Origin of the sequence: Pantoea sp. B9002 (assembly GCF_013385945.1) — a bacterium.
In the GTDB taxonomy this organism is placed as follows: domain Bacteria; phylum Pseudomonadota; class Gammaproteobacteria; order Enterobacterales; family Enterobacteriaceae; genus Pantoea.
The window spans coordinates 60,449-85,877 of the sequence record NZ_JACAPA010000009.1 but is presented as its reverse complement, the minus strand read 5'-3'; the positions used below and the strand labels follow the sequence as shown (position 1 = coordinate 85,877).

The 25,429-nt window shown below is 54.3% G+C and carries 22 protein-coding genes; 13 read left to right on the top strand and 9 right to left on the bottom strand.

Annotated features, from left to right (window positions below):
- Nucleotides 1-62 precede the first annotated feature (62 nt).
- The 4 genes from HX773_RS06260 to HX773_RS06245 all read left to right on the top strand — a co-directional run bounded on the left by HX773_RS06260 (nucleotide 63) and on the right by HX773_RS06245 (nucleotide 4,405).
- On the top strand, nucleotides 63-1,580 hold the full coding sequence (locus tag HX773_RS06260; protein ID WP_176970857.1) for a lipopolysaccharide biosynthesis protein: 1,518 nt from the start codon (nucleotides 63-65) through the stop codon (nucleotides 1,578-1,580).
- 2 nt (nucleotides 1,581-1,582) lie between these two features.
- Nucleotides 1,583-2,584: a glycosyltransferase gene (locus HX773_RS06255; protein ID WP_255433188.1), complete on the top strand. Its 1,002-nt coding sequence runs from the start codon at nucleotides 1,583-1,585 to the stop codon at nucleotides 2,582-2,584.
- A gap of 119 nt (nucleotides 2,585-2,703) precedes the next feature.
- The gene (pyrD, locus tag HX773_RS06250; protein WP_176970855.1) at nucleotides 2,704-3,714 is read left to right on the top strand and encodes a quinone-dependent dihydroorotate dehydrogenase; all 1,011 of its coding nucleotides are present in this window, start codon (nucleotides 2,704-2,706) and stop codon (nucleotides 3,712-3,714) included.
- A gap of 148 nt (nucleotides 3,715-3,862) precedes the next feature.
- Complete coding sequence (locus tag HX773_RS06245) at nucleotides 3,863-4,405, top strand: cell division protein ZapC (RefSeq protein WP_176970854.1); 543 nt, start codon at nucleotides 3,863-3,865, stop codon at nucleotides 4,403-4,405.
- 5 nt (nucleotides 4,406-4,410) lie between these two features.
- On the opposite strand, the gene HX773_RS06240 is transcribed toward HX773_RS06245, so the two are convergent.
- On the bottom strand, nucleotides 4,411-5,520 hold the full coding sequence (locus HX773_RS06240; protein ID WP_176970853.1) for a YcbX family protein: 1,110 nt from the start codon (nucleotides 5,518-5,520) through the stop codon (nucleotides 4,411-4,413).
- Nucleotides 5,521-5,628: 108 nt separating this feature from the next.
- Between HX773_RS06240 and rlmKL the strand changes: the two genes are divergently transcribed.
- The 6 genes from rlmKL (at nucleotide 5,629) to rmf (ending at nucleotide 13,576) form a co-directional block, all read left to right on the top strand.
- Nucleotides 5,629-7,746: a bifunctional 23S rRNA (guanine(2069)-N(7))-methyltransferase RlmK/23S rRNA (guanine(2445)-N(2))-methyltransferase RlmL gene (rlmKL, locus tag HX773_RS06235; protein WP_176970852.1), complete on the top strand. Its 2,118-nt coding sequence runs from the start codon at nucleotides 5,629-5,631 to the stop codon at nucleotides 7,744-7,746.
- A gap of 5 nt (nucleotides 7,747-7,751) precedes the next feature.
- Nucleotides 7,752-9,662, top strand: coding sequence for an ABC transporter ATP-binding protein (locus tag HX773_RS06230; protein ID WP_176970851.1), 1,911 nt, complete (start codon nucleotides 7,752-7,754; stop codon nucleotides 9,660-9,662).
- A 15-nt stretch (nucleotides 9,663-9,677) separates the two neighbouring features.
- The gene (gene pqiA, locus HX773_RS06225; protein WP_176970850.1) at nucleotides 9,678-10,961 is read left to right on the top strand and encodes a membrane integrity-associated transporter subunit PqiA; all 1,284 of its coding nucleotides are present in this window, start codon (nucleotides 9,678-9,680) and stop codon (nucleotides 10,959-10,961) included.
- Nucleotides 10,933-12,576, top strand: coding sequence for an intermembrane transport protein PqiB (pqiB, locus tag HX773_RS06220; protein WP_176970849.1), 1,644 nt, complete (start codon nucleotides 10,933-10,935; stop codon nucleotides 12,574-12,576). The genes pqiA and pqiB overlap by 29 nt, the downstream gene beginning before the upstream one ends.
- Complete coding sequence (gene pqiC, locus HX773_RS06215) at nucleotides 12,573-13,139, top strand: membrane integrity-associated transporter subunit PqiC (RefSeq protein WP_176970848.1); 567 nt, start codon at nucleotides 12,573-12,575, stop codon at nucleotides 13,137-13,139. Before pqiB ends, pqiC begins: the two co-directional genes overlap by 4 nt.
- Nucleotides 13,140-13,408: 269 nt before the next feature.
- Nucleotides 13,409-13,576 carry a ribosome modulation factor gene (gene rmf, locus HX773_RS06210; protein ID WP_071531634.1) on the top strand — a complete coding sequence of 56 codons (168 nt, stop codon included), beginning with the start codon at nucleotides 13,409-13,411 and terminating at the stop codon, nucleotides 13,574-13,576.
- A 66-nt stretch (nucleotides 13,577-13,642) separates the two neighbouring features.
- On the opposite strand, the gene fabA is transcribed toward rmf, so the two are convergent.
- Nucleotides 13,643-14,161, bottom strand: coding sequence for a bifunctional 3-hydroxydecanoyl-ACP dehydratase/trans-2-decenoyl-ACP isomerase (gene fabA, locus HX773_RS06205; protein WP_101760924.1), 519 nt, complete (start codon nucleotides 14,159-14,161; stop codon nucleotides 13,643-13,645).
- A gap of 67 nt (nucleotides 14,162-14,228) precedes the next feature.
- The gene (locus HX773_RS06200) at nucleotides 14,229-16,091 is read right to left on the bottom strand and encodes a Lon protease family protein (RefSeq protein WP_176970847.1); all 1,863 of its coding nucleotides are present in this window, start codon (nucleotides 16,089-16,091) and stop codon (nucleotides 14,229-14,231) included.
- 53 nt (nucleotides 16,092-16,144) lie between these two features.
- Between HX773_RS06200 and matP the strand changes: the two genes are divergently transcribed.
- Nucleotides 16,145-16,612 carry a macrodomain Ter protein MatP gene (gene matP, locus HX773_RS06195; RefSeq protein ID WP_176970846.1) on the top strand — a complete coding sequence of 156 codons (468 nt, stop codon included), beginning with the start codon at nucleotides 16,145-16,147 and terminating at the stop codon, nucleotides 16,610-16,612.
- A gap of 73 nt (nucleotides 16,613-16,685) precedes the next feature.
- Here the strand turns inward: matP and ompA are convergent, their stop codons facing one another.
- Nucleotides 16,686-17,753, bottom strand: coding sequence for a porin OmpA (gene ompA, locus HX773_RS06190; protein WP_176970845.1), 1,068 nt, complete (start codon nucleotides 17,751-17,753; stop codon nucleotides 16,686-16,688).
- A gap of 349 nt (nucleotides 17,754-18,102) precedes the next feature.
- Nucleotides 18,103-18,594 carry an SOS-induced cell division inhibitor SulA gene (sulA, locus tag HX773_RS06185; protein ID WP_176970844.1) on the bottom strand — a complete coding sequence of 164 codons (492 nt, stop codon included), beginning with the start codon at nucleotides 18,592-18,594 and terminating at the stop codon, nucleotides 18,103-18,105.
- A 222-nt stretch (nucleotides 18,595-18,816) separates the two neighbouring features.
- Between sulA and HX773_RS06180 the strand changes: the two genes are divergently transcribed.
- Complete coding sequence (locus HX773_RS06180) at nucleotides 18,817-19,446, top strand: TfoX/Sxy family DNA transformation protein (protein WP_176970843.1); 630 nt, start codon at nucleotides 18,817-18,819, stop codon at nucleotides 19,444-19,446.
- On the opposite strand, the gene yccS is transcribed toward HX773_RS06180, so the two are convergent.
- Nucleotides 19,443-21,581: a YccS family putative transporter gene (gene yccS, locus HX773_RS06175; RefSeq protein WP_176970842.1), complete on the bottom strand. Its 2,139-nt coding sequence runs from the start codon at nucleotides 21,579-21,581 to the stop codon at nucleotides 19,443-19,445. The genes HX773_RS06180 and yccS overlap by 4 nt on opposite strands.
- A 9-nt stretch (nucleotides 21,582-21,590) precedes the next feature.
- On the bottom strand, nucleotides 21,591-22,034 hold the full coding sequence (locus HX773_RS06170) for a YccF domain-containing protein (protein ID WP_137385518.1): 444 nt from the start codon (nucleotides 22,032-22,034) through the stop codon (nucleotides 21,591-21,593).
- A 123-nt stretch (nucleotides 22,035-22,157) separates the two neighbouring features.
- Here HX773_RS06170 and helD point away from each other — a divergent pair, with 123 nt between their 5' ends.
- Entirely contained in the window at nucleotides 22,158-24,212 is a 2,055-nt protein-coding gene (helD, locus tag HX773_RS06165; RefSeq protein WP_176970841.1) for a DNA helicase IV, read from the top strand.
- A 3-nt stretch (nucleotides 24,213-24,215) separates the two neighbouring features.
- Here helD and HX773_RS06160 read toward each other — a convergent pair whose 3' ends face one another.
- Nucleotides 24,216-24,677, bottom strand: coding sequence for a methylglyoxal synthase (locus HX773_RS06160; RefSeq protein WP_176970840.1), 462 nt, complete (start codon nucleotides 24,675-24,677; stop codon nucleotides 24,216-24,218).
- A 68-nt stretch (nucleotides 24,678-24,745) separates the two neighbouring features.
- Nucleotides 24,746-25,372: a DUF2057 family protein gene (locus tag HX773_RS06155; RefSeq protein WP_176970839.1), complete on the bottom strand. Its 627-nt coding sequence runs from the start codon at nucleotides 25,370-25,372 to the stop codon at nucleotides 24,746-24,748.
- Between the last annotated feature and the right edge of the window lie 57 nt (nucleotides 25,373-25,429).

Genomic DNA, 25,429 nt, shown 5'->3' with positions numbered 1-25,429 from the left:
GCGTGAATACTTTTATGTCACGCTTAAGGCCACTGAGATAATCCCCAGATGCCAAAACACCTATGTCTATAAAACGTAACGCGATTGCCAACTATGTTGGTCAAATCTATCTGACGCTGTCAGGTATTTTGGTTGTACCACTTTATATTCAACACTTAGGAATGGAAGCCTACGGTTTAGTGGGCTTCTTTTCGATCTTATTAACCTGGCTGCAATTACTCGATGCCGGTGTTTCGACCACCTTGATGCGGGAAGCGGCGCGCTATCGTGCTAATCAGGCGGAATTTGTCTGGTTCCCGGCGCTGTTTGCCACGCTGACCAAATTCTTCCTGTTCTCCACGATTGTGCTGGTGGTGCTGGGTTGGCTGGCGACGCCGTGGATTGCCACGCATTGGCTGGATGCGCGTCATCTTCCGGCGGGCGATGTGGTGATTGCCGTGGCGATTATGGTGATCACCGCCGCGATTCGCTGGCGCACCAGTCCGTATCGCAGCGTGATTGTGGGCTTCGAACATCAGGTGTGGCTAAACGGCGTCAACCTGATTATCACCACCTTGCGCACCTTTGGCGCGGTGCTGGTGATTCAGTTCTTCTCTAATCCGGTATTGGCGTTCTTTGTCTGGCAGTTGCTGGTATCGATTGCCGAAGCGGCCTGCTGTATCTACAAATCCTGCCAGCTGATCCCCAAAGCGGCGCGTAAAGAGAAGCGCGGCGATCTGAAAGAGGTGCTGAAACCCTTTATTCGTTTTGCGCTCAGCGCGGCATTTTCCAGTGCGGTGTGGACCTTCATTTCGCAAATCGACCGATTGGTGCTCTCCAAGACGCTGCCGCTGAGCGAATACGGTTCGTTTACCGTGGTGGCAACCGCCGCGACCGGCATTCTGCTGCTGAGTAGCCCAATCATGCAGGCGATTGTGCCACGCATGACCGGCATGAAAACCCGTAAAGAGGGCGATGCGGAGTCGCTGAAACTCTATCGCTACACCACGCAGGCGGTGGCGATCTTTATGGCGCCGCTCAGTATCACCATCGCCTGTTACGCCGGCCCGCTGCTGTGGGCGTGGACGCAGAAGAGTCAGATCGTTGATGAGATGTCATTTGTCCTCAGCCTGTATGCGTTGGGCAGCGGCATTCAGGCCATCTGCGGTTTGCTCTATCACCTGCAATACATCAACGGCAACCTCAAGCTGCACATGAAAGGATTCACCTGCTTTGCCGTGCTGCTGGTGCCGCTCAACATCTGGTGCGCCATTCACTACGGCGCACTGGGTACCGGTTGGCTGTGGCTGGGGCAGAACATCTTCTATCTGGTCGGCTGGGCGTGGCTGGTGCATCGCCGCTTCGCACCGGGCATTCATTTCACCTGGTTAACCCGCGACGTAATGCTGATTTGGGCGGTTTCTGCGGCCATCGCCTGGTTAAGCACCTTGCTGCCGATCGAGTGGAACCAAAATCGCTGGCTTAACCTGCTGTGGCTCGGCTTGATTGGCGCGTTCAATCTCGGCGTCTGCTGTCTGCTGCATAGCGTGGTGTTGAAGCGTCTCAGAATTCCGTTGTTTAACGTTGAGGAAAGAGGATGAGCATGATGTCATCTCACCGTATCCCTACGGTTTCGGTCATCATACCGAACTGGAATTGCGCGCCCTGGCTGCCAGAGGCGATGGGTTCATTGCTGCGTCAGTCATCGCCGCCGGAACAGATCATTGTGATCGACGATGGTTCCAGCGACAGCAGCGTAGCCTGGCTAACGGCGTTTGCGGCCCAACATCCGCAGGTGATCCTGCTGAGCGGTGAGCGCGGCGGCGTCAGTGCCGCGCGTATGAAAGGGCTCTCTGTCGCAACCGGTGATTTTGTTTACTTCATGGATGCGGATGATTTTGTCTCCACCGATTTGTTCGCCGACTTCCGTCGCGTGCAGGCGCGCCATGAAGATATCGATCTGTTCTGCTTTGGCGCGAAAATGTTTTTCGATCTGCCGGCAGCGCAGCGCCACTATCAAACCATTCATCAGCGTCATGTCAGTGGATTACTGCCCGGCGGCAGCACCAGCTTGCGTACGCTGATGCAGCATCAATCGGCGCATCGCGTCGTGTGGAGCAGCATCATTTCGCGTCGGTTGATTGATCAACTGGCGCTGCAGTTTCTGCCAATCCAAAACCATGAAGATGCGCCGTATATGTTCGCGCTCTATCTGCAGGCGCGGAACATTTATTGCACCAGCCAAAGCTACTACTACAAACGCTTTATGCTGACCTCGCTGTCGCAAAGCACGCGCGATTTTTCCTATGTGAAAAACTACTTTATTGCGCGTGAAAGCAGCGAACAGTTCCTGCGCGAGCAGCAACTGCCGGTGGATGCCGCGTTGCTGGATAGCTACTACCAAACGGTGATGCATAGCTGCCTGGCGCAGATCCGCAAAAATCACATGGTCATCCCAACGGACTGGCAGCCGCAGGTGAATCAGCTGGTGCGCAATGTGTTGCAGCACAGCGCGCGTCTGAAGCTGATGTGGTATTGCCCGACGATTTACAGTGGCTTGCAGGCGTGTCGCGAACAGCTTGGCCGCTATTCTGCGCGACGCTGATAACGATCAAATTGTGATGCAGTAGAACAATTTACTTTTGCGCCAGAGCACCTTACCATTCTGGCGCACATTTTCCCGTGCACCCCGACTTCCCTGGTTTCCGTCATTGAGGAGAGTGCATGTTATATCCTATCGTCCGGCCGGCGCTGTTTAAGCTTGATCCTGAGCGTGCGCACGAACTCACCTTTCAACAACTGCGTTTTATTAGCGGCACCCCGCTGGAAGGGCTGATTCGCCAGTCGCTGCCATCACGTCCGGTCACCTGCATGGGATTAACCTTCCCGAACGCGCTCGGCTTAGCGGCCGGCCTCGATAAGAATGCCGAGTGCATTGATGCCTTCGGCGCGATGGGCTTTGGTTTTGTCGAAGTGGGAACGGTAACGCCGCTGGCGCAACCGGGAAATGATAAACCGCGTATGTTCCGCTTAGTGCCTGCCGAAGGGATTATTAACCGCATGGGGTTTAATAATCACGGCGTTGATCATCTGATTGCCAACGTCAAAAAGTCGCGCTTTAAAGGCATTCTCGGCATCAATATTGGCAAAAATAAAGATACGCCGGTCGAGAAAGGCAAAGACGATTATCTGATCTGCATGGAAAAGATATATGCCCACGCCGGTTATATCGCCATCAATATTTCGTCACCGAACACGCCAGGATTACGCACGCTGCAATATGGTGAAGCGCTGGACGATCTTCTCTCTGCCATCAAATTAAAACAGCAAGAGCTGCAAGAACGGCACCTTAAATATGTGCCGGTGGCGGTAAAGATCGCGCCGGATCTTACCGAAGAAGAATTGATCCAGGTTGCCGACAGTTTGGTACGCCACAATATTGATGGTGTGATTGCCACCAATACCACGCTCGATCGTTCGCTGGTGACCGGCCTTAAATATGCCGAAGAAATGGGCGGATTAAGTGGTCGTCCGGTTCAGTCACGCAGCACCGAAGTGATTCGCCACCTGGCGCAAGAGCTGCAGGGCCGCTTACCTATTATCGGCGTTGGTGGTATTGATTCGCTGGTTTCTGCGCGCGAGAAAATTGCCGCGGGTGCAACATTAGTGCAGATATACTCCGGATTTATTTATAAAGGCCCAGGCTTAATTAAAGATATCGTGACCCACCTCTAAGACATTTCCCACTTTACTGCGCCGAGGGGTTTATTTATCCCTTCGGCTCGTTTATATTTTGTCCTGCTGGTGCATTTTTCAGCTTTTTCTCAGATTTATTTTTTTAATTAAGCGCCATTTAGCGCAGCGATAAACCACAGGGCAGATCATGAAAATCAAACCTGATGACAACTGGCGTTGGTATTTCGACGCAGAGCATGACCGCATGATGCTGGATTTAGCCGACGGCATGTTATTTCGCTCGCGCTTCTCGCGTAAAATGCTGACGCCTGATGCCTTTAATGTCAGCGGTTTTTGCGTTGATGACGCCGCGCTCTATTTTAGTTTTGAAGAACGTTGCCGTCAGAGTGGATTAAAAGGCGATCAGCGTGCCGAATTAGTTTTAAACGCGCTGGTAGCCAGCCGTTTTCTTAAACCTTTGATGCCTAAAAGCTGGCACTTCACCAATCACGCGCACAGCTGGCAGCCAGCAGCGGGCGATATGGTGGCGGTGACGCTGGCCGATAGCGGCGAACAGGCACAACTGTTTGTGGTTGAAAGCGGTGAAAATGCCGCGCTGTGCTTATTAGCGCAAAACGCCTTAACCGTGGCGGGTAAAGGTATGCAGTTGGGTGATGCGATTAAGATCATGAACGATCGTCTGCGTCCACAGCAGCAGGAACAAACCGCCCACTTTGCGCGGGCGGTATAATCGGCTTACGCCAGTTCGATATCGCCTGCCGGAATACAGCTGCAGCTTAAGATGGTACCATCCGCGCGCACCGCGCTTTTCTTCAGTGCTTTCACTTCACCCGCGACCAACGTCACTTTGCAGCTGCCACAAATCCCGGCGCGGCACGAGTAGGGAATGCGGAAACCCTGCATTTCCAGCTGTTCCAGCAACACTTGCTGATTGTCGCCGCTAAAGCTCGCACCCTGATAATCAATGGTCACCGCGCTGTGGCTGCTGGCGGCCGGTGCCAGCGTTTCGACCACGGCGCCCGCACCGTAAGCGCGCGGCGTCTGCTTCTCTATAATGGTCACCGCATCGCCGACGCGAATAATGCCGCTATTAAGGGCGATCAAATTCAGGCCGAAATCGATATCGCCGCTGCCATCCTGCGCGCTGCGGAAACCCTGCAAGGTGGAGAGCGGTTCGCCATCAGGATGTTTACGGCCGCTTTCGGTGCCGACGGTAGTAAACACGCAGCGGCTGCACGGCTTCGGCATCTCAAAGGTGATTTCGCCAATTTGCAGGCGTTTCCAGCTATCTTCTTCCCATGCGGCCGCGCCGCTTACCACCAGATTGGGGCGGAACTGCTCAACGCGCACGCTGGCCGGACAGCGCTGCTGCAGATCCTGCAACGAGGCCATATTCACCAGCAGGTAGGGAAAACCGTCGGCGAAACTCAGCGGCACATGATCAAAACGCTTCACGCGGCGCGTCGGTTCCACGCCGGTCCAGCGCAGCTGCACCGGACGCGGGAAGAAGGTGCTTAACCAGCTGTTGATCGTTTCAGGTGCAATACGCGCGGTGAAATGGTTGCCCCATACTTCGGTGGGTGACTGCTCAGCGGTGAAATCAGCGAAGCGGATCAGCGCCTGCGAACCATCCGGCGCCTGCAGAAACAGTCCGTCCGGCAGCAGCGCCGGGGTAAAGCGCACCATTTCCGGAAACTGGCGCGCGGTCACGAACGTGCCGTCCAGTTCGGTCACCATAAAGATACGATCAAAGCCCAGACCGCTCTCCAGCACCTGCGCATGTGATAGCTGCAGACCGCGCATGGATTTAACGGGATGGATGTAAAGGCGTGAAAGCGTAATCATCACCACTCCAAAAAAGGGGTCATAAGTTTAAAAGAAGCTAACTTTATGACATAGCACGCTGATTCGCTATAATGCGCAGCAATTTAAGCAAGAGTAAAAAGTGACGATATGAATTCTCTGTTTGCCAGTACGGCGCGTGGGCTCGAAGAGCTGTTGAAAAGTGAGCTAGACGCGCTGGGTGCGCAGGATTTGCAGGTGGTGCAGGGCGGCGTCCACTTTCAGGCCGACGACCATGTAATGTACCAAAGCCTGCTGTGGAGCCGTCTGGCTTCGCGCATTTTGCTGCCGCTGGGAGAATTTGGCGTCTGGAGCGATCTCGATCTTTACGTGGGTGCGCAAAGTATTCCGTGGACCGAGATGTTCGACAGCAACACCAGTTTTGCCATCCATTTTAGCGGCACCAACGAGGTGATCCGCAACAGCCAGTTCGGTGCGCTGCGTATTAAAGATGCCATCGTCGATAGCTTTACCCGCCAGAATCTGGAGCGCCCAAACGTTGATCGTGAACAACCGGGCATCCGCATCAATGCGTGGCTGAACAAAGATCGCGTCAGCATCGCGCTGGATCTGAGCGGTGATTCACTGCATCAGCGCGGCTATCGCCAGCAAACCGGCGCCGCACCGTTAAAAGAAACCTTAGCGGCAGCCATCGTGATGCGTTCCGGTTGGCAGAGCAGTACGCCGCTGGTCGATCCGATGTGTGGTTCCGGTACGTTGCTGCTGGAAGCGGCGCTGATCGCCTGCGATCGCGCGCCTGGCCTGCTGCGTACCCATTGGGGCTTCAATCGCTGGAAGAAACACAATCAGGCTGCGTGGCAGGAAGTTCATGCTGCCGCGAAAGAGCGCGCGCGCGTCGGTACCGCCGCTGCGACCGCCCGTTTCTTTGGCTACGATAATGACAGCCGCGTGCTGGAATCGGCGCGCGCCAACGCCCGTCGTGCAGGCGTGTTCGAGCTGTTCACCTTTGCGCAGCAGGATGTGATCAAGCTGAAGAATCCGCTGGCAGGCAAAGAGATTACCGGCACGGTATTGAGCAACCCACCGTACGGTGAGCGTCTGGAAAGCGAACCGGCGCTGATTGCGCTGCACAGCCAACTGGGCCGCATCATGAAGCAGAACTTCGGCGGCTGGAATCTGTCGCTGTTTAGCGCCTCGCCAGAACTGCTGAGCTGCCTGCAACTGCGTGCCGAGCGCCAGTTCAAAGCCAAAAACGGCCCGCTGGAGTGCGTGCAGAAAAACTATCAGCTGGCTGCGACCAGCGCAGAAGGCGGCGCGCAGATCGCCGAAGATTTTGCTAACCGCCTGCGCAAGAATTTGAAGAAGCTGGATAAATGGGCGCGTCAGTCGAATATCGACTGCTATCGTCTGTATGACGCCGACCTGCCGGAGTACAACGTAGCGGTCGATCGTTACGCTGATTGGGTGGTGATTCAGGAGTATGCGCCGCCGAAAACCGTGGACGCCAACAAAGCGCGTCAGCGTCTGTTCGATGTCATCAGCGCTACGCTGAGCGTGCTGGAGATCCCGGCGAATCGTCTGGTAATGAAGACCCGCGAACGCCAGAAAGGCAAAAGCCAGTATCAAAAGCTGGGTGAGAAGGGCGATTTCTTCGAAGTGCAGGAATTTGATGCGCGCCTGCTGGTGAATCTCACCGATTATCTGGATACTGGTTTGTTCCTCGATCACCGTATCGCGCGCCAGATGCTGGGCAAAATGAGCGCAGGCAAAGATTTCCTCAACCTGTTTGCGTATACCGGCACCGCCAGCGTACACGCCGGTTTAGGTGGCGCGAAAACCACCACCACGGTGGATATGTCGCGTACTTATCTGGAGTGGGCCGAGCGCAACCTGCGCCTTAACGGTTTAACCGGTCGTAATCATCGCCTGATGCACGCCGATTGCCTGAGCTGGCTGCGCGAGAGTGACGAACAGTTCGATTTGATCTTTATCGATCCGCCGACGTTCTCTAACTCGAAACGCATGGAAGACGATTTCGACGTGCAGCGCGATCACATGATGCTGATGCAGAACCTAAAACGTCTGCTGCGTCGCGGTGGCACTATTATGTTCTCCAACAATAAGCGCGGCTTCAAAATGGATCTCGACGGCTTAGAACGTCTGGGTCTGCAGGCGCAGGAAATTACCCAAAAAACGCTGTCGCAGGATTTCGCGCGCAACCGTCAAATTCACAACTGCTGGCTGGTTAGCCACGCCGGTAAGGAATAAGATTTATGTCACTGATCAGTATCCATGGCGCTTACCTCTCGTTCAGCGATGCGCCGCTGTTGGATAACACCGAACTGCATATCGAAGAGGGCGAACGCGTCTGTCTGGTTGGCCGTAACGGCGCCGGTAAATCGACGCTGATGAAAATCATCAACGGCGAACAGCCGCTGGATGACGGCCGCATCATTTATGAGCAGGATTTGGTGGTGGCGCGTCTGCAACAGGATCCGCCACGCAACATTACCGGTTCCGTTTACGACTTCGTTGCCGAAGGCGTGGCCGAGCAGGCTGAGCATCTCAAGGCTTATCACGCGATCTCCCATCTGGTGATGGAAGATCCGAGCGAGAAAAACCTGAACGAGATGGGCCGTCTGCAAACCATCCTCGACCATCAGAATCTGTGGCAGCTGGATAGCCGCATCAACGACGTGCTGCTGCAAATTGGCCTCGATGCGGATACCGAGCTCTCTTCGCTTTCCGGTGGCTGGCTGCGTAAAGCGGCGTTGGGCCGCGCGCTGGTGAGCAACCCGCGCGTGCTGATGCTTGACGAACCGACGAACCACCTCGATATCGAAACCATCGACTGGCTGGAAACGTTCCTCAAGACCTTTAGCGGCAGCATCGTGTTCATCTCGCATGACCGTTCGTTTATCCGCAACATGGCAACGCGTATTGTCGATCTCGATCGCGGCAAGCTGGTTTCATGGCCGGGCAATTACGATCTGTTCCTGACCGGTAAAGAAGAAGCGCTGCGTGTCGAAGAGATGCAGAACGCCGAGTTCGACCGCAAGCTGGCGCAGGAAGAAGTGTGGATCCGTCAGGGCATCAAAGCGCGCCGCACGCGTAACGAAGGCCGCGTTCGTGCCTTGAAAGCGCTGCGTAACGAGCGCTCTGCACGTCGTGAAGTGATGGGCAAAGCCAATATGCAGGTCGGCGAAGCGGCACGTTCAGGCAAAATCGTGTTTGAGATGGAAGATGTCAATTACAGCGTGGGTGGCAAAACCCTGGTGAAAGACTTCTCTACTCAGGTACAGCGCGGCGACAAAATCGCCCTGATTGGCCCGAACGGTTGCGGTAAAACCACCTTGCTGCGTTTGATGCTGGATCAGCTGAAAGCCGACAGCGGCCGCGTACACTGTGGTACCAAGCTGGAAATCGCTTACTTTGATCAGCACCGCGCCGAGCTGGATCCGGATCGTACCGTGATGGATAACCTCGCTGAAGGTAAGCAGGAAGTGATGGTTAACGGCAAACCGCGCCACGTGCTCGGTTACCTGCAGGACTTCCTGTTCCATCCAAAACGCGCCATGACGCCGGTGCGCGCCTTGTCGGGCGGTGAGCGTAACCGCCTGCTGCTGGCGCGTCTGTTCCTCAAGCCAAGCAACCTGCTGATTCTCGATGAACCAACCAACGACCTCGACGTCGAAACGCTGGAACTGCTGGAAGAGCTGGTGGATGGTTATCAGGGCACCGTGATGTTGGTGAGCCACGATCGTCAATTCGTCGACAACACCGTGACCGAGTGCTGGATCTTTGAAGGCAACGGCGAAATCGGCACCTTTGTGGGTGGCTATCACGATGCTCAGCAGCAGCGTGCAGCGTATAAGCAGGGCAAAGCCTCTCAGGCCAAATCGGCTGCACCGGCGAAAACCGCAGAGAAAAGTGACGCCGCCAAACGTCCGGCCAACAAGCTAAGCTATAACCTGGCACGTGAGCTGGAACAGCTGCCGCAAAAACTGGAACAGCTGGAAACCCGCATCGGTGAGTTGCAGGCCAAAATGAGTCATCCGGACTTCTTCAGCCAGCCACACGATAAAACCCAGCCGGTTCTGGATGCGTTAGCGCAAACCGAACAGGAACTGGAAGTGGCGTTTGAACGCTGGGAAGAGCTGGAAGCGCTGAAAAACGGCGCGTAATCGGAAGGAGTCAGCATGTGTGCAGCGGATCAAGCGCATCAGTGGAGTCTTTGTCCACAGTGTGATTTAACAGTAAAGCTGCCCGCTGTACCGGTTGGCAGCCGTGCGCGTTGCCCGCGTTGTCACACCACGCTGCAAGCCAACTGGCAGGAGCCGCGTCGACGTCCGACCGGCTACGCCCTTTCGGCGCTGTTTATGCTGGTGCTGGCCAATCTGTTTCCTTTCATCAATATGCACGTCGCGGGATTGAGCAGCCAGATATCGCTGCTCGAAATCCCGCAGGTGATGGATCGCGAAGATTACCGCAGCCTGGCAACGCTGTTTCTGCTGTTTGTGCAGGGCATTCCCGCCTTCTGCATGATCACCATTATCCTGCTGGTCAATAACGTTCGCATGCCGCACAACCTGCGACTTGGGTTGGCGCGCGTGCTGTTTCAGCTGCGCAGCTGGGGCATGGCGGAAATCTTTATGGCCGGCGTGCTGGTCAGTTTCGTTAAGCTGATGGCGTATGGCGAGATTGGCCTCGGCAGCAGTTTCTGGCCGTGGTGTCTATTCTGCGTGCTGCATCTGCGGGCGTTTCAATGTGTTGATCGCCGCTGGGTATGGCAACGCATCGATCCGTTACCGCCGCTGCCGAAAGTGCCGCTGGCCGGTGTTAGCGGCTTGAAGCAAGGTTTACGCAGCTGTCCGTGTTGTACCGCGATTCTGCCCGCCGACCAACTGGCGTGCCCGCGTTGTGGTGTGAAGGCGCATGCGCGCCGCAAGCACAGTCTGCAATGGACGCTGGCGCTGCTGATCACCTCGGTGATGCTCTACATTCCCTCGAATATCATGCCGATTATGGTGACCGAAACGCTCGGTTCGCAATATCCCTCGAACATTATGGCCGGGGTGATTTTGCTGTGGAGCGACGGTTCGTGGCCGGTGGCGCTGGTGATCTTCATCGCCAGTATCATGGTGCCTTCGCTGAAAATGCTGGCGATTGCCTGGCTGTGTTGGCACGGCAGCGGGCGCGGCGGGCGCGATGATGAAAAGATGCACGTGATTTATGAGGTGGTTGAGTTCGTTGGCCGCTGGTCAATGATTGATGTGTTTGTAATCGCCGTTCTCTCTGCGTTGGTACGCATGGGTCGGCTGATGAGTGTGTATCCTGCGCCGGGCGCGCTGCTGTTTGCCATGGTGGTCATTCTCACTATGTTTGCCGCAATGACCTTTGATCCGCGCCTGCTGTGGGATCGACAACGAGAAACTGAACGTAAGGAGCCGCGTCTTGACGGACAACCATCACGGGACTGCTAAGGTCGACCAGATAAAACGCTGGTCGCCGGTCTGGATTGTACCCATCGTCACGCTGTTAATCGGCGGATGGATTCTTTTTTATCACTTCAGCCATCAGGGCCCGGAAGTCACGCTGATTACCGAGAATGCGGAAGGCATCGAAGCCGGTAAAACCACCATTAAAAGCCGCAGCGTCAACGTCGGTGTGGTGGAAAGCGCGGTTCTAACCGACGATTTGCACCACGTCGAGATTAAAGCGCGTCTTAATTCCGGCATGGAAAAGCTGCTGCAGGGCGACAGCGCATTTTGGGTGGTGAAACCGCAAATTGGCCGCGAAGGGATTACCGGATTGGGCACGTTGCTTTCCGGTGCCTATATCGAGCTGCAGCCGGGCGCGAAGGGCGATAAGCCAGAACGCTATCAACTACTGGATGCGCCGCCGCTCGCACCGCCGGATGCCAAAGGTATTCGCGTGACGCTCGACAGTAAAAAAGCCGGTCAGCTGAATGCGGGCGATCCGGTGCTGTTCCGCGGTTATCGCGTGGGTTCAGTGGAAACCAGCAGCTTTGATACCGATAAACGCATGATGACTTATCAGCTGTTTATCTCGGCGCCTTACGATCGCCTGATCACCACCAACGTGCGTTTCTGGAAAGACAGCGGCATTGCCGTCGATATGTCGGCATCAGGCATGCGCGTAGAGATGGGATCGCTCACTACGCTGTTCAGCGGCGGCGTCAGCTTTGATGTGCCGGACGGCGCTGAGCTGGGCCGGGCGGCGGAGAACAAGGCGGAATACCATCTGTACGACGATCAGCGCAGCATCCAGGATTCGCTCTACAGCGCTCATACTGATTTCCTGCTGTTCTTCACCGATTCGATTCGTGGCTTGCAGGTTGGCGCTCCGGTTGAGTTCCGCGGCATTCGTCTGGGTACGGTGTCACAAGTGCCTTATATGATTCCGGGCGTGAACCAGGCGCTGAATACTGACTATCGTGTGCCGGTGCTGATTCGCATTGAGCCGGATCGTTTTGTTAACCGTCTGGGCGGGGATTTCAATCTTGAGCAGCATCTGCAGGAAGGCAAAAAACGCGGTCTGCGTGCGACGCTGAAAACCGGCAACCTGCTGTCTGGCGCGCTATTTATCGATCTCGATTTCTACGATAACGCACCGGTGTATAAAGGCCCGAATGAAGTGGCTGGCCTGGAAGTAATTCCTACCGTCAGCGGCGGTCTGGCGCAGATTCAGCAGAAATTGATGGCGGCGCTGGATAAGATCAACGGCTTGCCGCTCAATCCTGTGCTGAACGAAGCCACTGGCACCTTGAAAGAGAGCCAGCGCACGCTGCAGCAGCTGCAGAAAACGCTGGATAACCTCAATCAGGTCACGTCGAATCCGGCGATGAAAACCTTGCCTTCAGACATGCAGCAAACCCTGCGCGAACTGAATCGCAGCATGAAAGGGCTGCAGCCAGGTTCGCCGGCTTACAGCAAGCTGGTGGGCGATATGCAGCGGCTTGATCAGGTATTGCGTGAACTGCAGCCGGTGCTGAAAACGCTGAATAGCAAAAGTAACGCGCTGGTGTTTGAAGCCAAGCCGGGCCAGGATCCACAGCCAAAGAGGGCGAAACAGTGAAAAAAGGGCTAATTATCGGGGCGCTATTGCTGCTGGCTGGCTGCAGCAGCACCATTGAAAATACCTATTATCAGCTGCCAGCGGGCAGCAATGTGGCGCGCGTTGAAAGTGCCACTGGCACTGGCCAACCAATGATTTGGGTTGAGCAGGTGACGGTACCGGATTATATGGCGGGCAACGGCCTGGTGTATCAGACCAGCGATGTGAAGTACGTGATTGCAGCCAATAACCTGTGGGCCAGTCCGCTCGATCAACAGCTGCAACAAACATTGATCAGTAATCTCAGTAAAGCGCTGCCTGGCCGCCTGGTTGCCGGTGCGCCGCTGGGCGACACGCACGATACGCTCTCGGTAAATGTTACCGGTTTCCAGGGACGCTACGATGGGAAAGTGGTGGTGAGTGGCGAATGGTTACTGCAGCATCAAGGGCGCCTAATCAAACATGGCTTTAATCTGACGCTGCCGCAAACCGAAGATGGCTATGATGCGCTGGTGCGTACTCTGGCTCTCGGCTGGCAGCAAACTGCACAACAAATCGCAAATAGTGTCGTTTCGCTAAATTAAGATTTGTTCGATGCTTATGCTAAGTCCTTGATTTACTGTAGTGTGATCGCAGTCAAATCAGGGGCTTTTTTTATTGCCTAATCAGCCAGATAGACAATCAACTGACAATTCTACATGGCACTTTAACGTCAAAAACATGACATTGGCGTGAATTTTGCGCATTGACCTTTCTTCTGCATCGGGTTAGAACATTACTGTGGTTGAACATTATATCGCCACTCTTTCTTTCCACCCAGATTCCACCAGACCTGAAATGAGGGAAACGAGGCATGAAGAGACAGAAAAGAGACCGCCTGGAACGAGCACATTCACGAGGCTACCAAGCCGGTATTACGGGCCGCTCGAAAGAGATATGCCCTTATCAATTGATCGATGCACGGTCTCACTGGTTGGGAGGTTGGCGTCAAGCCATGGAGGACAGGTCAGCGGTGGCCTAGCACTGCTGGATGTCTATCATTATGGAAGAAACCTCCGCTGCGTGCGGAGGTTTTCGTTTGGAAGGATTAGAAAGCTGAGGTGTCTTTGAACAGACCCACTTTCAAATCGGTCGCAGAGTAAATCAGGTTCCCGTCAACGAAGACTTCGCCATCTGCCACGCCCATCACCAGTTTACGGTTGATCACACGCTTGAAGTGAATTTTGTAGGTCACTTTTTTCGCGGTTGGCAGGACTTGTCCGGTGAACTTCACTTCACCCACGCCCAATGCGCGGCCTTTACCTTCTGCGCCCAACCAGCCGAGGTAGAAACCTACCAGCTGCCACATCGCATCAAGGCCGAGGCAACCAGGCATCACCGGATCGCCAATGAAGTGGCAGTCAAAGAACCACAGGTCAGGTCGGATATCCAGTTCGGCTTCTACGAAACCTTTATCGAATTTACCGCCGTCTTCGGTCATTTTGACCACGCGGTCCATCATCAACATGTTGTTGGATGGAAGCGGCGGTCCATTTTCGCCAAACAGTTCGCCGCGACCCGAGGCAATCAGGTCTTCTTTACTATAGGATTCGCGTTTATCTACCATGTTCTCAATATGCCTTCTTTTAGTGAAGCCCGAATATTAGCGAACAGTTGTACGCTGAGCAATGTTATCAGCTGTGGTTGAACCAGTTGAGCCAACGTAATGGCCACGGACGCAGGCGAGCTTCCTGCTGGTTCAGCTGGGTAATACGTTCCTGAATGGTGCTAAGCAGAGATTCGCCGCTTTCACTCTGCCAGGTTATGCCGGTCAGCAGCGGCAGCGCTTCATCTACGCTCTCAATGGCCCAAAGATGGAATTGTCCGGCCTTAACCGCTTCCACTACATCCTGATTCAGACTGAGATGGCGCGCGTTACTGGCTGGGAAAATTACACCTTGCTTGCCGGTCAGTTCACGTGAATTACAGATGTGGAAGAAGCCTTCAATTTTTTCATTCAGGCCGCCGACGGGCTGCACGTTACCAAACTGATCGACTGAACCGGTTACCGCAATCTGCTGGTTAACCGGCTGATTAGCCAGCGCGCTGATTAACGCACACAGCTCGGCCAGCGAGGCGCTGTCGCCATCCACTTCGGAATAGGATTGTTCAAACACCAGTGACGCGGAGAAGGGCAGCTGTTGCTCCAGTTCCAGCTCGGCAATCAGGTAGGCTTGCATAATCATCATGCCTTTCGCATGAATGTTGCCACCCAATTCGGCTTTGCGCTCCACATCGGTGAACTCACCATCGCCGGGATGAACCACACAGGTAATGCGCGAAGGTTCGCCCCACGGACGCGGATGGCCAGGGAACTCAACCACCGAAAGGCCATTGATTTGCCCAACCACTTCGCCTTCGGTTTCAATCATGATCTGATTAAGCAGAATTTCATCGCGCATGCGATCGGCGAGGAAGCCTTCACGCCATTGGCGTGCTTCCAGCGCCTCTTTCAACGCTTCGCCATTGATGCTGTCGCCATGCAGCGCCGTTTCCTGCAGCTGGCGACGAAGCCAGCGCGGGCAAAGCGGCAAGGTGTCTTGATCGCCGGTCATGCGTGCCGCTTCGGTGATCAACAATGGCCAGAAATCCGCTTCAGGCTGCGCTAATCCGGCTTGTTCAGCTTGGGTAAGCGTCCATTGGCACCATGACGTCATGTCATCTTCGTCGAGAATCTGTAGGCTCTCTTCGAATTCGCTATACAGCGCCATCTCATGAACTTCGACGTCCATTTCCTGGAAGGCGGCCAGTGCATCACGGTCGCCACACAGTACCAGACGCAGTTGCAGCGGTAGCGGGGGAATGGCGACGGGCAGCGGTTGACGCTCATCCTGCGAATACCAATCAAAGCGACCTTGTTCAATGCACTTACGCAAACGCAGCCACAGCAGCGGCTGTGCCAGTAAGGTATTAACCGCAAGAATCAAAGTGCCGCCATTGGCGTGATGCAGTAAGCCCGGTTCAGGCTGCACACGGTCTTTATATTGACGTACGCAACCGAACAACTGTTCTGTTTCAATCCAGTCGGCGAAATGCACGCCGCCCTGGCTGGTGAAAGGGCGATTGATGTCGGTTGGCGCGAGCAGGCTGACGTTATCGCCCATCACATGATAGTCGCCACCGTAGAGAGCAATCTCATCCGGCTGGAAACGTTGCGCTGCATCGGCGATGCAGGCCAGGTAATCGCTGTTTTCCTGACTGCGCAACAGCAGCAGCGGAAAACCCAGGCTTTGATGATGCAAATGCGCCAGCGCATTCAGCAGACGCGGCTGAACCGCGGCAAGACTATCGCAATCTTCCAGTGAGACGTTCGAGAAAATGGATTGGTAGCGGTCGCTATCCGGCTGCAGGGCTTGCCACGTAATTTGAGTGCTGGTCAAAATATTCGCATTAGTCTGATTTAGGAAAAGCGCGATTATACAGGAATCAACCCGGTTAATCACGGCGGAGTTCCGCCCCGGATTGTGACGGCTGCAACATGTTTTTCCTTGCTGCATCCAGGAAAAAAGCTGTTATTCTTAGTTTGTTACGTGATCACGATGAGATTCCGATGAAATACCAGCAACTCGAAAATCTTGAAAGTGGATGGAAGTGGAAATACCTGGTGAAAAAGCATCGGGAGGGTGAACTGATCACCCGTCATCTTGAGCTTAGTGCGGCGCAAGCTGCGGTCAATACGTTGTTGTCGATGGAAAACAGCCCGGTTGAGGTTAACGAGTGGATCGCCCAGCACATTCATCCTGATTTGGAGAATCGTCTCAAGCAGACGATACGTGCGCGTCGTAAGCGTCACTTTAATGCTGAGCATCAACACACGCGTAAGAAATCGATCGATCTGGAATATCTGGTGTGGCAGCGTCTGGCGGGATTGGCGCAGCGTCGCAGTAATACGCTGTCAGAAACCATTGTCCAGTTGATTGAAGATGCCGAACGCAAAGAGAAGTACGCCAGCCAGATGTCTACGCTGAAGCAAGATCTGCAGGCGATCCTCGGAAATGGTGGCTCGGAAAAAGAGTAGAATTCTTTTCGTTCTCATTACATTCAGCCATAAAAAAACCCCGCCTTAGCGGGGTTTTTTACTGCGTGATAACTTAAGCCTGTGGCTGAGTTACAACGTCTTTGATACCTTTCACGTCGATTTCAACGCGACGGTCTGGCGCCAGGCAGTCGATCAGGGCATTACGGCCTTTCACGCTGTCACAGGTGTTGCCAGTAACTGGGTTAGATTTGCCCATACCGCGTGCAGAGATCTTGTTAGAAGGGATACCTTTAGATACCAGGTAATCAACTACAGACTGAGCGCGTTTCTCAGACAGTTTCTGGTTGTACTGCTCTGAACCGATGCGATCGGTGAAGCCCAGTACTACAACAGAACCGTCTTTCGGATCCATTGAGCTCAGCTGGCTGTACAGCTGATCCAGAGCCTGCTGACCTTCTGGCTTCAGAGTTGCCTTGTTGAAGGTGAACAAAACGTCAGATTTCAGAGTGAAACGCTTGGTTTCAACAACTGGCGCTGGAGCTGGAGCCGGAGCTACTACTGGCGCTGCATCTTCATCCTGACCGAAACGGTAAGAAACGCCGACGCTCAGCATGCTGTTGTCTGGACGAGCACCAACGGTACCTGCGTCACCGATGTTGTTAACCCACTGGTAGTCCAGGCGAGTTGCCCAGTTTTTGGTCAGTGCGTATTCAACACCAACAGCAGCCAGCGGAGAAACGCCGGTGTCGTGATCGCTGATGCGAACGCCGTTGTTGTTCTGAGTTGAATCAGCACGCCATACCATACCACCCAGACGGGTGTAGACATCGAAGTCTTCGGTAATTGGGTAGCTCAGTTTAGCAGCCAGCTGAACGCCTTGTGCTTTGAACGCGCCATTGATGTTGTCGCCTTTGTTAGGCATACGGCCCAACCAGTCGTAGCCCAGCTCGAAGCCCAGGTACGGATTAGCCTGATAACCCAGGAAAGCACCAGCACCGAGCTGAGATTCGTGAGTTGGACCGTTGTTGTTCTCATAACCGTTACCGTAGTAACCAGTATCGTGATACTGAGACCAGCCCAGTTTAGCACCGGTGTACCAGGTGTTATCTTTAGGTGCGGCCTGCGCTACGGTAGCGAAGCCAGCCAGTGCCACTGCAATTGCGATAGCTGTCTTTTTCATTTTTGCGCCTCGTTATCATCCAAATAGGCAATGAGCAAAAAGGTTGCTCTTTGTGTTAATCCTTCGCCGGGTCTAAACGCTCGCTTTTGACTCTACCGAAAAAACGGAGGTTATTGAGCACCCTGGCGAGCTAAAGTCTACAACGAGATTGGAAACTTACAAGTATGATGTGACGCCAGGCAGCAAAAAAACAGCGATTTATACACACATTTTAACAAATCATATGGCTAAATCTTCGGTATTAGAAAACAAAAAAGCGTCTAAGCCATTGTCATAGCTGGCGGGAAAAGAATCAGTAGCTTAGATGCAACTTTTGCAAAAAAAATGCTGAGAAAATTCCTGGATTTACTTAATGAAACAAATCTGAGGGAATTTTTGTCGCATTAGGTTGTCTGGAATGGGCATATTGACGTCCCTGCGGACGCAAAATCAGACCGAGCGCTTCACCTTCCGCCGCTGCTTGTTCTAATTCTAAACGCTCTTCATCGCTCAATTCGTACGGAATCCAGGCAAGAACGACGCTGTAATTACCTGTACGTAATGCCTTCACCATACTTTCAACGGTGTTAAAACGCTCAGATTCGGTGATATGCATACTCTTTTCTAACGGTAATCCCGACTGCTGCATCCAGCTACGATTGAGCTTATGAGCCGGAGTGAGCCACAGCTGCCAGCGCGATTGCTCGCTCAGCTGTTTTAGTACCGGCAGCAGCATAAGTTGCATCATTTCAGGTTGTTCGCTGGAGCGCAGTTCAGTGATTCCACCCAGCGAAGGTTGCGCTAAGCCAGGTGAAGCGAAACGATGTGAACGATCAGCAGGGCCAGAGAAATGAGTACGCATAATTTAATCACTCAGTAATGAACTGTATGAATGTACAGTAATAGCTTCCTGGATAAAGATCAACCTCAATTTCTGAAAACGCCTCGCAATTTCTGCACAAGATCCCGCACTCCTGCTTTTATTCATTGAACAGCTAAATCGTTTTTTTTATCTTCTAACCAGATGAATCTGCGAGCTTTTATAGGAAATTTCCCGCGCATGGAATCCATTGGAGGGGGCGTTATGAAGAGATATAACCCGGTAGTTGAGCAATCGAAAGCGCAGTTGGCGGCATTAGGTAAAATTGAATCACGCACGCAATTTGGGGGGTATGCGCTGACTATTGAGAAGGTGATTTTTGCTTATATCAATGAAGATGCGCTTTATCTCCGAGCCAGCGAGGCGCTTCACGTCTATAACGCACAGCGTTCACTGGAACCGCTGATTTACCGCAAGCGTGGTGTGTCGGTGACCTTAAGCTACTTCAAAGTAGATACACAGTTATGGCAAAACCCTGATCAATTATTGCAGTTATCAGCCAGCTCACTGCGCGCCGCTCAGGACGAAGCGGCTACCAGACTTGTCTCGCTGCGTTTGAAAGATCTGCCTAATTTAAGCCTGCGATTGGAGCTGATGCTGCATAAGGTGGGGATCAGTTCTGTGCGGCTGCTGTGTGAAACAGGATCGCGCCAAAGTTGGCTGAAACTGCGCGCGGTGAATAAGCACATTGGGTTAAAAACGCTGTTGGCGCTGGAAGGTGCAATAACAGGACATCATGAAGCGGCGTTACCCAGCGCCATCAGGCAAGAGCTTTACACCTGGTATCTAAAAATGCTCCGCCAGCATGCGGCGGCGGAGCATCAGCAGCCTTAATCGTTGACGAGGGTGCGGCGTAGACGGGCAATTTCGGGCAGCAGCGCGACCAACAATCCTAATTGCTGAATCACTAATGGTGCGCGTGTATCCGGGCTGTTTTTCATCTCGCTCATGCGCTGCATTAGCGCCTGCTGCATCTCTGTGGCTTGCGCATCCGTAACCCGTTCGATCTGCAGCACATCTTCTATGAAGCAGACTGCGTCATCCAGCAAGGTCAGCAAGGTGCTATCCGCCAGCTGTTCGCGGTGCGCTCCCAGCGCCGAGATATAGCTGAGGAAAGAGTGGTTCAGGCACAGTAGTCGAAACGCATTCTCACGCAGCGGTTGTTGTAGCTTGAGTTCACCACTGATGTTTGACACCACCGACGCCAGCTCAGCATCGGCGTTATGCGCATCGCGACGTGCCACGCGATAAGCTAGACGATTGTCCTTGCCTTGGTGGTATTGCTCCATAATCGCATCCAGATAGCGGCAGTTGGCATCCAGCGTGCGATCGGCAACGGCGGTGATTTTGCGAAAACGCCAGTCGGGCCAGACAAAGGCCACGGCCAGCCACGCCAGGCCGCAGCCAAGCAAGGTATCCACCACGCGCGGCAGCGCCACTTCAAAGCCTTCGCCGAGCAAATTGAAGCACAGCAGAACCAGCAAGGTGATAAACAACGTGGCTTGCGCATACTGAATCTGGCGGAAAGCGAAGAACAGTACGCCGCTCAGTACAATCAGCACCAGCTGACCTTCAATCGAGGGCACCAACCACAACACCGGCAAACCGATGGCGATGCCGGCTAAGGTGCCGCCAATACGCAAGGCGAGGCGGCGTCGGGTGGCGTTGTAGTTGGGCTGGCAGACGAACAGGCTGGTCAGCAAGATCCAGTAACCGCGGTCGACGCCGGTGATTTGAATGAAGGCGTAGCCAACACACAACACCAGCGACATACGCATCGCATGGCGAAAGAGGGCCGATTGTGGGCTGAGATGGCGACTCAGGCGCAAGCGGATATCCGCCCAGCCGCTGAGCCCTTCCCGTGACAGATGGTGATCGCTATGCGGGGACGGTTCGGCCAGCATCTGCTCTGACTCAATCGACGCCAACTGCGCATCAATGGCACGCAGATTACGCAGCAGCCAAAACAGTGCGTGAATGTGCGGATCCTGCGGCTCATTCTGCTGAAGGCGTTGCAGCGCGGTTTCCAGCCGTTCGAAGGTGCGTTCAAAATGGCTGTCGTGATGCCACGGCTGACGCAGCAAAATGGTTTCCGCCAGTTGCCGACACGCGCGCGCTTGCATGTTCATCAGGCGCTGGAAACGGAACAACACTTCGTTGTAACGCCAGTTATCACGCAGCAAATGATATTGCAGATGCGAGGAACTGGCGCGCTCATGAATATCCTGCGCGACAAAATAGTAGTGCAGGCTGCGACGCGTGCTGCGTGAACCGCGGTCGCCACGCAAACGACTTTGAATGGTGCTTTTAGTGAGATTTAGCTGGGCCACCAACTGGCTGTTGACCATCGCCGTGGCAACCAGCGTGGCGTCATCCTGATCGCCGCCATCGGGATCAAACAGGTTTGCTTTGGCTTCAAGATAGCGCGCCAGCTGAGAAAAACTGCCTGCCAGCTGTTCCTGTACCGGGCGCACCGGGAACATCAAATGACCGATAAAGGTCAGCAAGTTGTACCAAAGGGCGCCGATCAACAGCAGCGCTGGCTGCATCCACCACTGCGGGAACAAGCCGATGCCCAGCATGGTGTAAACCGCAATCAGCAGTGCACCGAAGGCGATGGTGGCATAACGCTGTCCCAGCGCACCGAGCAAAATAAAGCCCCAGCTGGAAAGCGCCAGGCCCAAACCGAATCCCCACGGATGGGGGAACAACAGTTCAACCGACACCGACGCGATACAGAAACACACCAGCGTGATCAACAGGTTGCGTACGCGCCCAATCCAGCGATCGTCGAGATCCGCCAGCGCCGCAGCGACCACGCCAAGCGTCAGCGGAATGGTCCACTCGATTTGGTGCAGCCACCACGGCACCGCCGCGCATCCGGTCAAAGCAAAGAAGATGCGCAGCAAATAGCGCAGGCTGCTGTTAAATAGATAGCGTCGCCAGCCTGGCAAGGCGTCATGAATCATTGAACGGCCTCAGTAGCGGCGACGCGCATTGGCTTCACGCGCGGCCTGCGCTTCTTCAACGGAGACCACGCGACGGCCGACTGGCCACAGCGCAATCGCGGCAATTTTGAAGTTGGCGATGCCAACAGGAATGCCGATGATGGTCAGACACTGCACAATACCGGCCGAGATATGCGCCAGACACAGCCACCAGCCGAACAGTATCAGCCAGAAGATGTTGAGGAAGGTGCCGCCGGTGTTCATCACATGGCTTTTACTGTCGGGGCGCAGCACATCGACATGCACCGCTTCGTTGCCAAAGGGCAGCAGAGACAGTTTGGTGATTTCCCAGCAGGAGCGCGTTAACGGCAGCGTAAAAATCAGCACGATGCTCATCAGCGTGGCAAACAGCCAGCTGAGGGTGGTGAAAAATCCGCCGAGAATGAAATTAAGAATGTTAAGTACGGTACGCATAAACGTGTTTTTCCTTTTGCAATCCGCAATATGTGGCGCCAAGTTTAGCTCTTTTTAAGGCTGGAGCGCCAAGAGTCTGACAGGTAAACTGCGCGATATCGAATTCCACATGACGGTGCGGACATGGAACTGAAAGCAACATCAATGGGTAAACGTCTGGCACAGCATCCCTATAATCGGGTGCGCTTGCTGGCCGCCGGCGTGGAAGTCAGTGGCGATCGCCATGAATATCTGATCCCGTTTAACCAGTTGCTCAACATTGCCTGTAAACGCGGCATGGTATGGGGCGAACTGGAGTTTCTGCTGCCAGACGAGAAAGTGGTGCGCCTGCATGGCACCGAATGGCAGGAAACGCAGCGCTTTTTCCACTATTTGCAGCACGCCTGGCAGCAGTGGAGCCAGGAGATGAGCGAGGTGAGCGCCGAGGTGCTGGTCGCGCTGGAGCAGGAAATCCTCGCCTTCACCCAGCAGGATCGCTGGTTGAAACGCAGTGAGCTGAGTGCGGTAAAAGAGAGCATTACACGCCAGTTTTCTGCCTTGCCGTTACCTCTCGCGCGTATTGCCGAGTTTGACAACTGTCGTGAGCGCTGGGAATTCTGCCAGCAATGGCTGGAGCAGGGCGAAGCGGCCATCCGCCAACGTAATCGCCAATGGACCAGCAAGATCCTCAGCGATTATCACGAATTCTTTTCCACGGTTGAAACCACGCCGCTCAATCCATCGCAATGCGAAGCCGTAGTGAATGGCGAAGATGCGCTGCTGGTGCTGGCGGGTGCGGGTAGCGGCAAAACCTCGGTGCTGGTGGCGCGCGCGGGTTGGTTGCTGAAACGCAAGCTGGCGCAGCCGGATCAAATTCTGCTGCTGGCGTTTGGTCGTCAGGCGGCAGAAGAGATGAATGACCGCATTCAAACGCGCCTTGGTGAGAGCGCGATTCAGGCGCGTACCTTCCATGCGCTGGCGCTGCATATCATCCGCGAAGGCAGTAACAAACAGCCGGTGATCAGCAAACTGGAAAGCGATAGCAAGGCGCGGCGGCAGTTGCTGATTGAGACCTGGCGTGAGCAGTGCAACAGCAAGAAAGCGCAGGCCAGCGGCTGGCGTCAATGGTTGCAGGATGAGCTGGCGTGGGAGATTCCCGAAGGTCCGTTTTGGCAGGATGACAAACTGGCGCAGCGTATTGCATCGCGCATGGAGCGCTGGCTGGGTTTGATGCGCATGCACGGCGGCGCGCAGGCGGCAATGATCGCAGATGTTGCAGAAGCGCAGCGCGATAATTTCAGCAAGCGCGTCAAACTGATGGCACCACTGTTGAAAGCATGGAAAAGCGCGCTGAAAGAGGAGGGCGCGGTCGATTTCTCCGGGCTGATTCATCAGGCGATTGCCATTCTGGAGAAAGGGCGCTTTATCAGCCCGTGGAAGCATATTCTGGTCGATGAATTTCAGGACATCTCACCGCAGCGAGCCGCACTGCTGACGGCGCTGCGTCAGCAAAACAAGCGAACCAGCCTGTACGCGGTGGGCGATGACTGGCAGGCAATCTATCGCTTCAGCGGTGCCGAAATGAGTTTGACCACCGCTTTCCATCACTATTTCGGCGATGGCGATCGCTGCGTGCTGGATACCACCTATCGTTTTAACGATCGCATCGGTGAGATTGCCAATCGCTTTGTGCAGCAAAACCCGCATCAGCTGCGCAAGCCCTTGAACAGCTTGAGTAAAGGCAATAAAAAATCGGTGACTTTGCTGCCGCAGGATCAACTGGAAGCGTTGTTCGATAAACTAAGCGGTTATGCCAAACCCGATGAGCGCGTGCTGCTGCTGGCGCGTTACCACCATTTGCGGCCAGCAATCCTAGATAAAGCCAAAACGCGCTGGCCAAAGTTAAAGCTGGATTTCATGACGATTCATGCCAGCAAAGGGCAACAGGCGGATTTCGTGATTGTGTTGGGGCTGCATCAGGGACGCGACGGTTTCCCGGCAGAAGCGCGGGAATCCATAATGGAAGAGGGTTTGCTGCCGCAGCCGGAAGATTTCCCGGATGCGGAGGAGCGACGGCTGGCGTATGTGGCGATGACGCGTGCGCGCCAGCAGGTGTGGCTGATGTTCGATAAAGATCGGCCTTCGGTATTTGTCGAACACCTGCGCGAATTGGGTGTGCCGCAAAGCCGTAAGGCCTGATGATTAAGGTTTCAGGCGATCGGCGAGATAACGCTGATAGTCTGGAATCTGAATCTCAATCTGCTGGGCAAACTTCGGTGACTGGATAATAAAATCTGCGGTGGTGCGGTTATTAGCCACCGGGATATTCCACACCGTGGCGAGGCGCAGCAGCGCTTTAACATCCGGATCGTGTGGCACCGCATTCAGCGGATCCCAGAAGAAAATCAGCACATCAATTTTGCCTTCCGAAATCAACGCGCCCACTTGCTGATCGCCGCCCATCGGGCCGCTCAGCATGGCGTTAACATCCAATCCGGTATGACGATTAATGAGATTGCCGGTGGTGCCGGTAGCGTACAGCACATGTTGTTGCAGCGTGCTTTGGTTGATTTGCACCCACTCCAGCAGCGAGGCTTTACAGTGGTCGTGTGCAACGAGGGCGATATGTTTCTGAACCTGAAGGGTACGAACGGTCTGCTCCATAGGGCTTCCTGTTTCTTCTCATGCATTATGTGTTAATGCAGGAGTTTACCCCTGGCGTTTCATCACTATCAACTTGTGCGTAAGGTTTTCATCCAGCTAATAAAACGCAGACGTGTGGCGGCATCAAAACGCTTGAACCAGCCTTGCAAAGAGGGGAGATCGCTAACGCCCTGCCAGGCATAATCCAGATTCAACTGCGCCTCGCTGGCGCTCAGCGAATGTAAGGCAAAACGTGGAACCGAAGCGGCGTGGGCATCACGATTATAATTCACCATCGCCTTTTCGAAATCGTTATCACCTGGCTTTGGCAAATGGTCGCGCAGACTGGTGATTTCGATGCCGCGCTCATCAATCAGTTGAAAGTTGAGGGTTTTGTCAAAGGTGGTACGTTCGCGACGATTAGTGAGCGCGGGCAAGCGAATCGCCACCGAATGAGCATTGGCGCTAAAAGTGACAATCATCGGCACCGATTGAAAGTGCGCGGCGTCAGCGCCCGGTTTTTCCACACGAAACAGAAACTGATGCTGCCCACGATCCAACTCAAGGCTGCCAGCGCCTTTCAGCAGTGAGCCAGAGATTTTACGCCCGTCCAGCACCAGCAGTTCGATCTCGGGATCGAGCTTGAGAGTGATGGCCTGGCATGAGGCTGATACGAGCAACAGCAGTAAACCCGTAGCAGTTAAAGACAGCTTCATTTCAACTCCCGGCAGAAGGGGGTAAATCGATTATGTGTAGCAAAGTATTACATTATG